This window comes from Methylomonas sp. MgM2, assembly GCF_054172045.1.
The window spans coordinates 25303-38572 of record NZ_JBSYXO010000003.1 but is presented as its reverse complement, the minus strand read 5'-3'; the positions used below and the strand labels follow the sequence as shown (position 1 = coordinate 38572).

The 13270-nt window shown below is 52.4% G+C and carries 11 protein-coding genes; 6 read left to right on the top strand and 5 right to left on the bottom strand.

The annotated features are described in order from the left end of the window. Positions 1–75 precede the first annotated feature (75 nt). From ACW73I_RS03380 to ACW73I_RS03360, 5 genes are all read left to right on the top strand, one after another. Positions 76–219 carry a hypothetical protein gene (locus ACW73I_RS03380; RefSeq protein ID WP_458027808.1) on the top strand — a complete coding sequence of 48 codons (144 nt, stop codon included), beginning with the start codon at positions 76–78 and terminating at the stop codon, positions 217–219. Beyond that, positions 197–1156: an alcohol dehydrogenase catalytic domain-containing protein gene (locus ACW73I_RS03375; RefSeq protein ID WP_458027807.1), complete on the top strand. Its 960-nt coding sequence runs from the start codon at positions 197–199 to the stop codon at positions 1154–1156. Before ACW73I_RS03380 ends, ACW73I_RS03375 begins: the two co-directional genes overlap by 23 nt. Before the next feature lie 254 nt (positions 1157–1410). Beyond that, positions 1411–2400, top strand: coding sequence for a glycosyltransferase family 2 protein (locus ACW73I_RS03370; RefSeq protein WP_458027806.1), 990 nt, complete (start codon positions 1411–1413; stop codon positions 2398–2400). A 34-nt stretch (positions 2401–2434) separates the two neighbouring features. Beyond that, entirely contained in the window at positions 2435–3313 is an 879-nt protein-coding gene (locus ACW73I_RS03365; RefSeq protein WP_458027805.1) for a glycosyltransferase family 2 protein, read from the top strand. A gap of 10 nt (positions 3314–3323) precedes the next feature. Then, entirely contained in the window at positions 3324–4199 is an 876-nt protein-coding gene (locus ACW73I_RS03360) for an NAD-dependent epimerase/dehydratase family protein (RefSeq protein WP_458027804.1), read from the top strand. 263 nt (positions 4200–4462) lie between these two features. Here ACW73I_RS03360 and ACW73I_RS03355 read toward each other — a convergent pair whose 3' ends face one another. From ACW73I_RS03355 to ppc, 5 genes are all read right to left on the bottom strand, one after another. Further along, positions 4463–4903 carry a hypothetical protein gene (locus ACW73I_RS03355; protein ID WP_458027803.1) on the bottom strand — a complete coding sequence of 147 codons (441 nt, stop codon included), beginning with the start codon at positions 4901–4903 and terminating at the stop codon, positions 4463–4465. A 14-nt stretch (positions 4904–4917) separates the two neighbouring features. Next, positions 4918–6348, bottom strand: coding sequence for a TolC family protein (locus ACW73I_RS03350; protein WP_458027802.1), 1431 nt, complete (start codon positions 6346–6348; stop codon positions 4918–4920). Between the two features lie 89 nt (positions 6349–6437). After that, positions 6438–7793, bottom strand: coding sequence for an HlyD family secretion protein (locus ACW73I_RS03345; RefSeq protein WP_458027801.1), 1356 nt, complete (start codon positions 7791–7793; stop codon positions 6438–6440). Next, positions 7790–9442: an ATP-binding cassette domain-containing protein gene (locus ACW73I_RS03340; protein ID WP_458027800.1), complete on the bottom strand. Its 1653-nt coding sequence runs from the start codon at positions 9440–9442 to the stop codon at positions 7790–7792. Before ACW73I_RS03340 ends, ACW73I_RS03345 begins: the two co-directional genes overlap by 4 nt. Positions 9443–9447: 5 nt before the next feature. Then, a complete protein-coding gene (ppc, locus tag ACW73I_RS03335; RefSeq protein ID WP_458027799.1) occupies positions 9448–12252 on the bottom strand; it encodes a phosphoenolpyruvate carboxylase in 2805 nt (934 codons plus the stop codon). A 110-nt stretch (positions 12253–12362) separates the two neighbouring features. On the opposite strand from ppc, the gene nhaR reads away from it, so the two are divergent. Beyond that, on the top strand, positions 12363–13262 hold the full coding sequence (nhaR, locus tag ACW73I_RS03330; RefSeq protein ID WP_458027798.1) for a transcriptional activator NhaR: 900 nt from the start codon (positions 12363–12365) through the stop codon (positions 13260–13262). Positions 13263–13270 lie beyond the last annotated feature (8 nt).

Genomic DNA, 13270 nt, shown 5'->3' with positions numbered 1-13270 from the left:
TCAGAACAAATGCCGGCCCGTGTGATAAATTGCTGCGACATTTTTTTAAAGGGCGGCAAAAGATCGCGCGGCCGAATGTTTAAAAAAATCGACTGCGCTGCCGAGCGTAAGGTCTTTTCTGAATCTATTGGCGCGAACGGCAATAAACGCCGCCGCTTGGCTTTCCGAAATTTCCGGCGTCAAATGTTGATTGATCATGCAAGCTTTGGTTTTAAATGAGTCGTTGTCCTATCGCCCGGATTTTCCGGAACCTGTGTTAGCGGATCGCGAAGCGTTGATCCGACTGAAGTTGGCCGGCATCTGTGCGACGGATCTGGAATTAACCAAAGGTTACGCCGATTTTTCCGGCATCATCGGGCACGAATTTGTCGGCGTGGTCGAAAAGGTCAACGATGGACTCGATTCTGATTGGTTAGGTCGCCGTGTGGTTGGTTCGATCAATATCGGCTGCGGTCGCTGCGAGGCCTGTCGAATCACGGGGCCCGAGCATTGCTCGGAGCGAAAAGTGCTGGGGATACGCGGACAAAACGGCGTATTCGCGGATTTCTTTGCGCTACCGGTGAAGAATTTATTCGCTGTTTCCGAACGCATTTCGGACCCTATAGCGGTATTTGCAGAACCTTTGGCCGCGGCATTACGCGTGGTGGTTCAACTACGGCCATTATCTGTCGAAACGGTCGCCGTCCTAGGTCCGGGGCGCCTGGGTATTTTGGTCGCGAAAGTCTTGTCTTTGCATGGCTACAAAGTCGTGGTTTTGGGAAAGTCCGAATCATCATTGAAGCTTCCGGCGCAATGGAAACTTGTGACAGCATTGATTGATGCTGTTGCGGAGAATTGCTGCGAATGCGTGGTTGACGCGACCGGCCAAGCAAGCGGACTTGCGCAGGCATTGCGCATAATTAAACCGAGGGGAACTCTGATATTGAAAAGCACTTTCGTACCCGACAAGCCTGTCGACTTGAGCAAGTTGGTGGTTGGCGAGATTAATTTGTTAGGTTCACGGTGCGGGTCGTTTTCGGATGCGTTGAAGTTGTTGGAGCAAGAAAAAGTGCCGGTTGAGACGATGATAGACGGTGTTTATGCATTAAGCGACGGTTTGCTTGCGGTTCGACACGCTACGCGCAGCGGCGTTAGGAAAATATTATTGCATCCTTGATTAAGCCACCGGCTGCATCAAGGCAATCCGGCTCGTTCGAATACTTAATATAGCCCGAAGGCCGGCGCATGTTTTTTACGATTATTTAAAATAAAGTCGACGGCGTGGCTGAATTGTGCGGGTTGAATGATATTGCGGGCAGTCGATTGCATAAAAAATTGATTCTTTTGTCCGGCTCGGCACGTGCGCGATACGGCGATGGGAGGTTTTAGTTAAATGCGGGTGTTGGTTGCGGAAAAATAGGAATTGTGTAGATGTTATCCCCGGATAAGGCGTTTAAACGGCCGGTGTCGGTTACCGTTGTTATTGTCAATTGGAATAGCGGTGATGCGCTTTCCAAATGTTTGGATCACATGTCGAAGCAGTCAGTGGCGCCGCATGGAATTCTTGTGATGGACAACGGTAGCGGCGACGAGTCGCTTAGCGCGGTCGCCGATCATAGTCGAGTCGAAGTCCACTTACTCGGCGCTAATCTAGGCTTTGCCGCTGCAAATAACCTGGCGCTATCGAAATGCGATACGGACTATGTCGCATTACTGAATCCGGATGCCTTTCCCGACCCTGACTGGTTAGAGCGTTTGTTAAGCGCTGCTGATAGGCATCCGGAATGCGCCGCGTTCGCGTCGCTACAACTGTGTGATGACAATCCTAAGCTTATAGACGGTACGGGAGACCGCTATCATATTAGCGGTCTGGTTTGGCGTGACCGCTACGGAGCGCCGTTAAACTTAACGGCACAAGAGAATGAAATTGTTTTTAGTCCTTGTGCGGCAGCGGCCTTATATCGGCGTGAAGCCATGGCCGATGTCGGTGGGTTTGATGAAGATTACTTTTGTTATGTTGAAGACGTGGACTTGGGCTTTCGCCTTCGTCTAGCGGGGCATAAAGCGATGTATGTTCACGATGCTGTCGTTCGTCATATGGGGTCGGCATCCACCGGCGGGCAGCATAGCGATTTTTGCGTTTATCACGGTCATCGCAATTTGGTTTGGACCTATTTCAAGAATATGCCTGGGCTTTTATTTTGGGCGCTGTTACCATTACATTTGTTGTTAAACGCGATTACGGTAGTTTATTTCACATTTAAGGGGCAGCGTAACGTTATTTGGCAGGCCAAACTCGATGCTGTTAAAGGTATTCCAAAAATGTGGCGGAAACGTCGACAAATACAGAAAAAACGCACAGCGACGTTTATTGAAATATGGCGATGTTTGGATAAACGTATATGGTTAAGTCGGCGATAGTTATTTTTTCTCATCAACTAATCCATTTGAATGCATGACCTTTCAAGTTTCCGCCGTTATTGTGAATTACAATGCAGGGGAGTTGCTGCGTTTATGTATCGAGTCGTTGGTGTCGTGTCCACTGAATGTGGAGGTCGTCATCGTCGACAATGCCTCGTCCGACGGAAGTTTGGATACCTTGTGCGGACTGGAGCGGCAGTTAAAAATCATCAGAAATGATGTTAATCGGGGTTTCGCCGCCGGTTGCAATCAAGGTCTTGCGGAAACGCACGCGGATTATATTCTTTTTATAAACCCGGATTGTTCGTTTGTTCCCGGAGCCTTGCAAGAAATTCTTGCCCATTTAAAAGCCGATTCAAAAGCCGGTATGGCGGGTGGTCTCCTGGTGAACCCGGATGGCACGGAACAAGTGGGTGGCCGCCGCGCGGTGCCCACCCCCTGGCGGTCTTTTGTGCGTATGTTCGGCTTGGCGCGATTTGAAAAGCGTTGGCCGAAATTGTTTGGCGACTTTAATCTTCATCAGCAGCCGTTGCCGGAAAAAACGATAGAAGTCGAAGCCATTTCCGGTGCTTGCATGTTAGTAAAGCGTAAGGCCGTTGATGATGTCGGTTTATGGGATGAGGGTTACTTTCTTCATTGCGAAGACTTGGATTGGTGCATGCGGTTCAGGCAAAAAGGTTGGAAAGTTTTATTCATACCAAGCGCACGTGTTGTTCATGAGCAAGGTACTTGCGGGAAGTCTCGCCCAATCTTCGTTGAGTGGCATAAGCATAAAGGCATGTTGCGCTTTTATCGAAAGTTTTTCCAACATCAATATCCGGGAATTTTGATGGGGCTAGTGATTGTCGGCGTTTGGCTTAGATTCTTCTGGGTAGCTGCTTGTTATTTGTTAGCTCGTATACGTCAAAAATAGGTAATGCGAGATGAGCCATGTTAAATCCGTAGGCGTCATCGGCGCCAGTAGTTTGATTGGACAATTTTTGTTACCGCTTTTAAGGAAGGAGGGATTCAAAGTCTTCGCGTTTTCCCGTCGGCCGCATCTAAATGAATCGAATGATGTCGTTTGGCGCTCACCTTCGGCAAGCGGTGATATCGCCGAAATTAACGATATTAGCTATTGGATTAGCCTCGCACCGATCTGGGTCCTTCCCGAGTTTTTCGAAATGATCGGCGCTTCAGACGCAAAGCGTGTGGTGGTATTGTCGTCAACGAGTCGTTTTACCAAAAAGGATTCGCCTGTGTTAGAAGAGCGTGAATTAGTGCAATGCTTTATCAAGGCGGAAGATCAATTGCAGGGCTGGGCGGAAGAAAAACGCATTGACTGGGTCATTCTAAGGCCCACATTAATTTACGGCGGCGGTAGGGATAAAAATATTTCCGAAATCATGCGTATCATTCGACGGTTTCGTTTTTTTCCGATTCTGGGCGATGCAAAAGGACTTAGACAGCCCGTCCACGCTCAAGATATCGCATGGGCCTGTTTCGCGGCTTTGTCGGCTCCGGCAGCGGCCAACCACAGCTATAACCTTTCCGGCGGTGAAACCTTGACGTACAAGCAAATGGTCGAACGGGTATTTCAGGCCTCAGGCTGCGGGCCGATATTCGTTAAATTGCCGATTGCGATGTTAAGGGTTGCCGTCACCTTATTACGCTTTATTCCCCGCTATCGTAATTGGACGTCGGCCATGTTCGAACGCATGAACCACGATTTGGCATTTGACCATAGCGAAGCTCAAAGAGATTTAAATTTCAATCCCCGGCGCTTTGAATTGTCGGCAAGCGATTTAATAAGTGGTTAGGCAGCCGATCACGGGACACAATGAGATCTTCGTACGACAAAGTGCGTTTTCGGTCGGGCTGGAGTGGTGAAATAGCACTAGTATTCAACAGCTTGAGTGCTATTTGTCATGACTGGATCGATAGGTTTTTCGGATTTCTATGTCAGTCGGCGCACACTCAAAGGCAATTTTTTAAGTCCAATCGATCCGCGAAAAACCGAAAACCAAGCCGACATAACTTCGCTCTGGAGGAAGTTCTCCTCTGAGTCAGCTTCCAGAGCACTTTACGCTAGAAGAAACATAAAAACTCCGATGACTCCCGCGAACTGAAATATCAGCAGTTTGATTTTTTGATCAATACTAAGCTTTAGCCAAAGTCGGAATGTTCGGTATTTTAAGCGGGTGGTAAGGGCTTGTAGATCAGTTTTGAATTTCATGAACAGTTTGGGCAGATTGCGCCAAAAGCGGTATAACAATAGGAAGCCCAAAAGCCAAAGCAAATAAAACACCGCCATTTGTGAGAGTTGTTTTCCGATGCCGAAAACGTCGGTCAGTATAAGCTCAAGACCGAATGAAATGACTTCGTAAGATAAATGTAGAATGAATGTCAGCTTATGCCAAAGCAAGTCGGGTACCAACATCAGGCTAACGGTCATCGTTACAAGACCCAGCTTTTTGGCATGGGTCATGGTTTTAGCTAATGACCTTACCGAGGGTGATTTCATGGGTGATTCCTCCATCAATCAGTCATTAAAGCGACGTTTTCTACCGGCATTCCGAGCGCTGCTTGGTAGTCGGCGTGCGCTTTGAATAAATTTGCTTGGGCTTCAGCCACCGTCATCGCGGCGTCGCCATGGGCTATTTCTCGGAGATTGACAAACAGTAGTGTTGTCGCGCCCAGTTCAAAGCGCTGCTGTTCGCCTTCTTCGAGTTGCTGAGCCGCTTGCAACTGCTGTCGGCTCAGTTCCACTCGTTTTCTGGCTGCGTTGATCGCGGACAAGGCATCCTTGACTTCGTTGCCGATTCGGTTCTCGATCAATTGCCCGTCCCATTTCAAGCGTTGCAGATCGGCCGCCGCTTTATCGGCCCGGCCGCCGGCGACGCGCCTTTGCAGCGGGATATCGATGCTCAGTCCTAGATAAAGTTCATCGCGATTGAGGGTTGCCTTGCCGTAACCGATGTCTTTGGCCCCGGTTACCGAAACATCCACTCCGGGCGCTCGCTGGTTCTCTTGAAATTCCAGTTCGGTTTCGGTTTGGCGTTTTTGCAGGGCTAGCCGCTTCAGCTCCGGTCTTTGCTGCTGCGCAATGGACAGCGATTGCTCGAGGTTGATTTCAAGCGGCGGCTCGGCATTGGGAAAATCCTGGGGCAATAGTTCTTTGCCTGGCAAGCGAGGCTGTCCTTCGGCATCGCGCAGATACAAAGATAATTGGATGGCGCTTTGTTCGAGCAAGCGCTGCGCGGCAACCAGGCGCTCGCGTCGCTCCAGGATGGCTCGCTGGTTGTCCAGCACTTCAAAATCGGCGATATCTCCTGCCGCGGCGCGTTCGCGGATGCCGTCATTACGGGTTTCCGCGATTTTTAACAGGCGTTCGGCGATTCTCATGCGCTTGCCGGCCAACAGCCAGTCCCAGTAACGCAAACTGCTGACTCGGCGAATTTCCAGTAAGGCTTGATCGTACTCGTGGCCGGCTATTAGTTTGCCCAGTTCGGCTTGTTGTAGTTTGGTTCGGCGCTGGTCGATGTCGCGATTGCGCCAGAGCGGAACATTGACGCCTACGCGCAGTTCGCCGTCGCTGGCGGTCTGGCTTTTGCCTTCGTAAATCGGATAGTCGCCGACGCCGCGGCGCCAGCCACCGAAAAAGGTTGCACCCCAAAGTCCTGTGGGTTGTTCGATGACGACATCGTTATTCTGATTTTCGTAGAGGCCGGCAATCGAATAACGGTTTTGTGACTTCAACAGGGTGTCGAAACTACCTTCGGCGGTCGTATAGTCGGCTTCGGAGGCGCGTATGCGTTGTTCGCTGGCCAATAGGCCAGGAAACGCTCTAAGGGCGGCTCCGAGTACGTCGTCCAATTGTAAGGGTGTCGATTCCGAAGCGTGGCTTGACAGGCTACCTACCAGCAGTAATAGGCTAAGTAACTTTCGACCCATAGTTCTGGGCGTCATAGTGGGAGCGACACTTTGTCGCGACAAAGTGTCGCTCCTACATCGGCTGTCTTTCATGTACCTAAGCGATGCCAGTCGTTTCATGAGCGTTAGTCTTTCTTTTCGTCGCTGTAGGAGGTCTTGTCGCCGCCTTTGGTTTGGGTTACGGCTTCGGGTTCCGGCAATACCAGCGGCGGAAAGCCGTTGAAGACGCGCCATAATTCGTAACCCAACGTGACTTGGCCCAGCAACACCCAGCCGTTGACGCGCACGCCCTGGCGTAAGAAGCGCGGGTCGGGCCAAGGCAGATCGTCCGGGTCGGGATTAACCAATATACGGAAGTGGCCTTTGCCGTCGTCGCTGGCGTCGATCAAAGAGACCCGTCCGCCGAATGAACCGACGGAAAATTCCGGCCAGCCGCCGAATTGGATCGCAGGGTAACCTTCGAATTGCAAGCGCACGTGACTGCCGGTCACGATCAGCGGTAAATCGTTGCCGTCTACCCACAGCTCGACGGCGCGTTGCCCGGTGTCCGGCACCAGAATGGCGATGGCTTGGCCGGCCTTGAGCAATTCCGCATTGGGATTGGCTAGCAGACGCAGCACGGTGCCGTCTTGCGGGGCGACGACGGTTTGGGTTTGCTGGCGTGCCAAGCGGGTTTCCAGTTTCAGTAGGTCGGCGCGCAGATAATTCTGATCTTCTATCGCTTTGTTAAGCTCGGCGCGGGTTTTTTCGATGGAGGACGTCGTATCGGCCGCCAGCTTCTGCCAATCGGCCTGCAAAGCCGCGATTTCGCTGTCCGCGGCTTGCAGCCCGGCTTTGGCTCTATTCGATTCCGCCTCGCGTTGAGCGCTGTCCAATATTGCCAGTTCCAACGTGCGTTGTGAAGATAAGCCTTTCTCGCGCAAATACCGTTGTCTGGATAAATTGAGGTCGGCCGTTTTTTTCGCGGCAAGCGCGGCATCCAGGCTTTGCGCGGAGGCACTGCGCCGTTGTTTGGCCATCGCAATGCGCGATTCGGCCGCGGCCAAGGCTTGAGGGCGGGCTTGTTCCGCCATCGCCAATTGGGTGCGGAAGGTTTCGACGCGATTGTCGATGGCGGTTTGTCTAGCCAATAGCGTCTGTTTTTCCGCTTCTAAGCGTTGCAGCAGCAATGGGTCGTTGTCGAGCAGTTCGGCGATGACCTCGCCTTGTTTTACCCGGCTGCCTTCCCGGACCAGCCATCGGCTGATGCGGCCATCCACCGGCGCGCCGACGGATTGTCGGCGTTCGGCCGGGGTATAGGCAACGACTCGGCCCAAGCCGCGGACGTTCTGTTGCCAAGGCGTTAAAGCCAAGAGAATCAACAAGATCAATAGTAAGCCAAATAGTGAACGAGCCATGCGCCCGGCCAAAGGGGTTGTTTGGGCATGGTAGAGCTGGTCCATGCCCATATCGGTCGCTGGGTCGCAGTGTTTCGCACTCACGATGCATTCTCCAGGGCAGAGCCGTTTTCGAGTCGGATTCGTCGTTTGAATGCTCCAATGATTTCAGGTTGCTGGCTGCTGGCTATCAGCGTCCAAGGCACATTGTCGGACAACAGAGCGTCGAGCAGGACCCTTGCATAACGGAAATCGATCCGGTCCAGCACGCGGTCGAGCAGCAACAATCGAGGTTTCTTCAATAATGCGCGGGCCAAGGTCAAACGCAAGCACTGTTCCGGGCTCAACGGCAGGCCGTTCAAATTGATCGTCGTGTTCAAATGTTCAGGCAATGCAGCGATGACATCCTGCAACCCGACTGTTATTAATGCTTCCCGAATGCCGTTCGGGTCGAGCTCCCGGCCCAAACCGAGGTTGTCGGCGATACTGGCGTGTATGATTTCCGCATCACGCACCAAAACCACGTTGTCCCTAAGCAGGCCGAGATTGAGGTCGCGTAAATCCTGATCGTTCAATCTGATGTAACCGGTCGCAGGTGGGCGTAAACCGAACAACAAGTCGAATAGACTGCCGTGTTGGGCGTCGCCGCAAATCGCGGTATGTTCGCCTGCCGCCACGGTCAAATGAACGTGGTTAAGTTTATCGAGCCCGGCGCCGTGCGGTAAGCCGACATTGTTTAAAACGACGCTATAAGCCTGCGCAAGCGTTTGGGGCGGGACGCCAAGCGGCTTTTCCTGGGGTAAATCCAAAAGATGCCCGATTTTGTCGACGCTGGTGAGCAATTCGTAGAAATTATCCAAGGTCTTGCCCAAGCGGGTCAGGCCGTAGATCATCGCATTGACGACCAGTTCGGCGGCGATTAGCTGGCCCAGGCTCAGTTGGCGTTCGATCACCATCCAGCCGCCCAGGCCCAGCAACAAGGTATTGGTGACGGCATGCAGGATCAAGGCACCGACATTTTGCCGTGCCAGAATCCTAAAATGCCTGACGCAGGCGTCCAGATATTGCTGGGCTATGGTTTGGGTTTTTTGCTGGAAAAAGTCGCGGTTATGGCTCGATCTACCGAGCAATGCGTTGGCTGCAAGATTTTCCAGCCAGGCCGCAGCCAGATACTTGGCTTTGGATTGTTCGATCGCCGTGTCCAGGCCGTGCTTGCCCATCACGAACAAGATGATGGCCAGCATCGCGACGATGAATAAATCCAAACCCAGCAACAGCGGATGGTAGAACGCCAATAGCACCATACCGATCAGGGTTTGTAGCACGTAACCCAACGTTTCCAATAGCATGACGGCCGCTGTCTTTTGTAAGGTGACGACGTCGAAGAAGCGGTTGCTCAGCTCCGGCAAATAATGTTGCTCGTGCACGCTGAACTCGGCATGTTGCAAACGCTGGGCGGCTTTGGCGAAAAGACGCACGAACAAGCGGCGCTGCAACATTTCGACGACATAAAACTGCAAAGCCGCCAAGGTGTCGCTGAAGCCTACCAGAACCAGCAGCACCAGCGTCAGCACCAACAGCGGTTGGAACAATGCGCCGAAAGCAATGGTATTGACCAATGCCTGCACGGCAATCGGCGTTGCCAACGACATCAAGCCTATGCCGATGCCGTAGATGATCAGCGTAGTAATGTCTTCCCTTTCCAGAGCAACCAATTGTTGCAAACGTTCTATCGGCGTAGCATGGCTTGACATGATCCTTACCCGGTGTTTCTCATCCCCGCCGCAATAGCGTTGATCGTGCGCAATAGGGGTTTCATCCAGCGGCTTTGGCTGCTATCGTCTTCGTTTTCCTCGTTTAACGCGCGCAATAAGCCCGCCTGAATATAGTTTAGCGGCCCCAAATAATCGTTACGGCGGCGCAAGGATGCCGCTAAGCTCGGATTTTCCGCCAATAACCGGTCGGATTCCGCAATTTCCAATATCCAATCGACGCAACGCCGGTGTTCGGCGGCGATCAAGCCATGAATTTGTTTGCCCATGTCCGGGTCACTACAGAGCGCGGCGTATTCTTCGGCAATGGTCATGTCCGATTTGCTAAGCGCCATTTGCGCATTGCTGAGCAAATTACGGAAAAACGGCCAGTTTTTATACAGTTCGCGCAGAGAGGCCAGGCGATCCGGGTTTCCTGCGCAGTAGCTTTCCAGGCTGGAACCGATGCCGTACCAGGCCGGAAAGGTCTGGCGCGACTGCGCCCACGCGAATACCCAGGCGATGGCCCGCACCGAGTATTTGGATCTGTCCTGTTTTTTGCGGTGCGATGGACGCGAACCGATGTTGAGCTGGCCGATTTCCTGCACCGGCGTGGCTTCGTAGAAATAATCCAAGAAACCGGGAGTATGTTCTGTCAGGTGGCGGTAGCTGCGTTCTCCTAGTTGCGCAAGTTCGTTCATCACTGCCAGGCTTTCCGGCTTGTCCGGTTCTACCGCTTGGATCAGACTGACGCTGGATTTCATCAAGCCGGTCACGCCCATGGTCAGCTCATAGATCGCGGTTTCCATGTTGTTGTAGCGATAAAACAGCACTTCGCCTTGCTCGGTAAACTTGATTTGGCCGCGCACGGTCGCAGGCGGCTGAGCCAAAATCGCTTCGTGTGTCGGGCCGCCGCCGCGTCCTATTGTACCGCCGCGGCCATGGAATAGGCGGCAGGGCACGCCCAGCTCGTCCGAAATCGCTACGACCTGCTGCTGGGCGCGATACAAGCCCCATGCCGACGCCAAAATGCCGCCGTCTTTGCAGGAATCGGAGTAGCCCAGCATGACTTCCTGGCGCAGGCCCGATGCATCGAGTAGGGCTCGGTACGCGGGTTGCGCCAATAGGCCGCGTAACACGCTATCGATATGATTCAAGTCATCTATGGTTTCGAACAAGGGGCTGACGCCGATATGGCAATACCACTGGCCGCTAATGCGGCCGGCCAAGCCGTTTTGGGCGGCCAACAGCAATACTTCCATGATATGGCTGGCGGAATGAGTCATGGAAATGACGTAGCGGCTGAAGCAATCGGTGCCGATCTCGCGCCGCATTTGCGCCATGACTTGAAATACTTCCAAAGTCTCGTTAGTGGCCGCGGATAAGCGACTAGCGTCGAAGCCGAGGCCGCCGGGCACTGCAATCGCTTCGCTCAATATTTCAAGACGTTTTTCTTCGTCCAGGCTTAAATAATCAATGTCTAACGCTTCGCTCAGAATTTCGGCTACTGCCTGGCCATGACGGCTGGATTCTTGGCGCACGTCCAATTGCATTAAATGGAAACCAAAAATATCCGCTAATCGAATTAAGTCAGCCAGGTCACGCTCGGCTATGGCCGCATCGCCGTGGCTAGCCAGAGAGTCACGAATCGCGCACAAATCGGCGTGAAAGCTTTGAATGTTGTTATAGGCTTGGTCGTCGGTTTGGCTACTGTCGCCTGCGATGCGCTGCTCAATTAGTTCCAGGCGGCGCTGCATGCGGTATTTCATCAATACCAGCTTGTGCCGGTAAGGTTCTTGTTGACAAGTGCGCTCTAATGTGTCGGCAATGTCGCCAAGCAATTCGCGGTCGCTTTTCAGGCTTTGCAAGAATGCCCCGGTGGGTCGGCATAGGTCGTGCGAATAAGACAATTGCTCGCGAAGAGCATCGATGCGGCGCACGTATTCCTGAGTAATGGTGCGGGCCTGCAGGCGTAAGGCCAGTGCCGTGGTGTGGGGTTTGACGTTGGGGTTGCCGTCGCGGTCGCCGCCGATCCAGGAGCCGTAATTCAAAAAGCTGGGAACCTGAACGCTAGCCGCGGCTTCGAGTCCGTAAACATCGACTAAGGCGCGTTGAAAATTGCGGTAGACCTGGGCGGTGGCCTCGAATAACGACAGTGGAAAATAAAACAGGCCCGACTCGATTTCGTCCACGACCCCCATGCTTCGGGCCCGTACTTCGTCGGTTTTCCATAGCAATTGAATTTGGCTTTGTAAGCGGGACATCGCTTCTTGACGGAAGTAACCTTTGACGTCGGCGTGCTGTAACTTTTCATGACTGACGAACACGTTCCGCAAAGCGCCGCGTACCGTGCGGCGTTTCGCTTCGGTCGGATGCGCCGTCATGACGGGCAGATAATGCATCTGATCCAGCAGCGGCTGCAATTGTCCGGCACCGATGCCTGCGTTCTTGAAAGCCAATAATGTATCGTGAAACGAACCGCGCCAATAATGCTTGTTCTTCTCGATCTGGCGACGGCGATATTGAAGCTGGGTGGATTCTTCGGCGATGTTCAGTAGGCTGAAATCCATACTGAAAGCGCGGATTACTTCGTTCAAAATTTCTGCGGGTAAATCTTGCACGGTCTTTATTAATTGTTGGCGTTTCGCTTGATTGCCGTCTCGTTGCAAAGCCGTATATTGGCGCTGAAGCAGCTCGACGGTGTGGGCCACACGCGGACTGGCTTGATTTTTAAGCATTTTGCGTAGCATCGTTCTTAACAATCGGTTGGCCGATCGTAAGGCTTTGTCATCGTAAGGTTGCGTTTGCGACATGGTTGAACTCGGTTGAAAGGAAAACGAGCTATAAATTACGCCAGTTTTTGAAATAGTAAAATCGAATAAAACTATTTATGCTATAGAAATTTTCGATATATTTTACAGTCATGGAACGGATTAACTATCAACACCTATATTACTTTTGGACCGTTGCCAAACATGGCAGCATCACTGCCGCTTGCGAAATGCTACATTTGGCGCAGCCTACGATCAGTGGGCAATTAGCGGTTTTTGAGCAATCGGTCGGTACCAAACTACTGCGCAAGGACGGGCGGAAATTGGTGCTTACCGAGACGGGGCGGACGGTGTTTCATTACGCGGACGAGATCTTTGCCTTGGGGCGGGAAATGAGACATACGCTAAAAGGCCTAGCCACCGAAAGGGGATTGCGCTTGAACGTCGGGATTAGCGATGCGATGCCGAAATTGATCGCCTACAGACTGATGGAACCGGTGTTGAAGTTGTCAGAGCCCAAACAAATTCATTGTGTGGAGGATAAAACGGAGCGTCTGTTGATTGAGATCGGCATGCACAGCATAGACATCGTATTGTGCGACGTCCCCGCCACGCCTGCCTCCGGTACACGGGTATTCAATCATTTTTTAGGCGAATCGCGTGTGGCCGTGTTCGCGGCACCGGAATTGGCCGCCCGCTACCGCCCGGATTTTCCTAATAGCTTGAAAGGCGCGCCGTTCTTGCTGCCCACGGCCAATACCGTGCTACGCCGATCTTTGGATCATTGGTTTGAAGAACGCCAAATCAGCCCCAAGATTCAAGCCGAAGTTGAAGATAGCGCTTTGCTAAAAACCTTTGGGGCGGCGGGCGTAGGTTTATTCTTTGCATCGATGACCGTTGCGGCGGAAATTTACCGGCAATACGGTACCGAAATGCTCGGACCGGTTGATGGCGTTGTAGAGCGGTTTTATGCGATTACCGCGCAAAGACGTATGAAGCATCCCATGATTTCGACCATCCTAGCACGAGCGCAAAGCAGCTTATTCAACTGAATTGAGGC

Excerpts from the sequence above, each read along its gene's own strand:
- ACW73I_RS03365 (WP_458027805.1), top strand. The coding sequence starts at position 2,435 with ATGACCTTTCAAGTTTCCGCCGTTATTGTGAATTACAATGCAGGGGAG.
- nhaR (WP_458027798.1), top strand. The coding sequence starts at position 12,363 with ATGGAACGGATTAACTATCAACACCTATATTACTTTTGGACCGTTGCC.
- ACW73I_RS03370 (WP_458027806.1), top strand. The coding sequence starts at position 1,411 with ATGTTATCCCCGGATAAGGCGTTTAAACGGCCGGTGTCGGTTACCGTT.
- ACW73I_RS03355 (WP_458027803.1), bottom strand. The coding sequence starts at position 4,903 with ATGAAATCACCCTCGGTAAGGTCATTAGCTAAAACCATGACCCATGCC.
- ACW73I_RS03340 (WP_458027800.1), bottom strand. The coding sequence starts at position 9,442 with ATGTCAAGCCATGCTACGCCGATAGAACGTTTGCAACAATTGGTTGCT.
- ACW73I_RS03380 (WP_458027808.1), top strand. The coding sequence starts at position 76 with ATGTTTAAAAAAATCGACTGCGCTGCCGAGCGTAAGGTCTTTTCTGAA.
- ACW73I_RS03360 (WP_458027804.1), top strand. The coding sequence starts at position 3,324 with ATGAGCCATGTTAAATCCGTAGGCGTCATCGGCGCCAGTAGTTTGATT.
- ACW73I_RS03375 (WP_458027807.1), top strand. The coding sequence starts at position 197 with ATGCAAGCTTTGGTTTTAAATGAGTCGTTGTCCTATCGCCCGGATTTT.
- ACW73I_RS03350 (WP_458027802.1), bottom strand. The coding sequence starts at position 6,348 with ATGACGCCCAGAACTATGGGTCGAAAGTTACTTAGCCTATTACTGCTG.
- ppc (WP_458027799.1), bottom strand. The coding sequence starts at position 12,252 with ATGTCGCAAACGCAACCTTACGATGACAAAGCCTTACGATCGGCCAAC.